Here is a 221-nt window from a genome sequence, read left to right as displayed (position 1 = left end):
AAATATCACTGTCGCTTGCGTCCACTACACAGTATCTGACACAACACCAGCAACCAGACGTTGCCCTAACTGTTTGTCGGTGGCCTATAGCAGCAGGGAAACGCCCGGACCCATTCCGAACCCGGAAGCTAAGCCTGCTAACGCTGATGGTACTGCAACCGGGAGGTTGTGGGAGAGTAAGAAACCGCCGACACCAAACAACAAACAACAACTCAATACAA

Annotated in this window: 1 rRNA gene; it reads left to right on the top strand. The window is 51.6% G+C overall.

The features are described 5' to 3' along the window. Window positions 1–75 precede the first annotated feature (75 nt). A 5S ribosomal RNA gene (gene rrf / locus HMPREF2760_RS05000) occupies window positions 76–193 on the top strand. Window positions 194–221 lie beyond the last annotated feature (28 nt).

Source organism: Corynebacterium sp. HMSC065D07 (assembly GCF_001810695.1).
GTDB lineage: Bacteria > Actinomycetota > Actinomycetes > Mycobacteriales > Mycobacteriaceae > Corynebacterium > Corynebacterium hesseae.
This window is presented reverse-complemented; position numbering and strand designations above follow the sequence as displayed.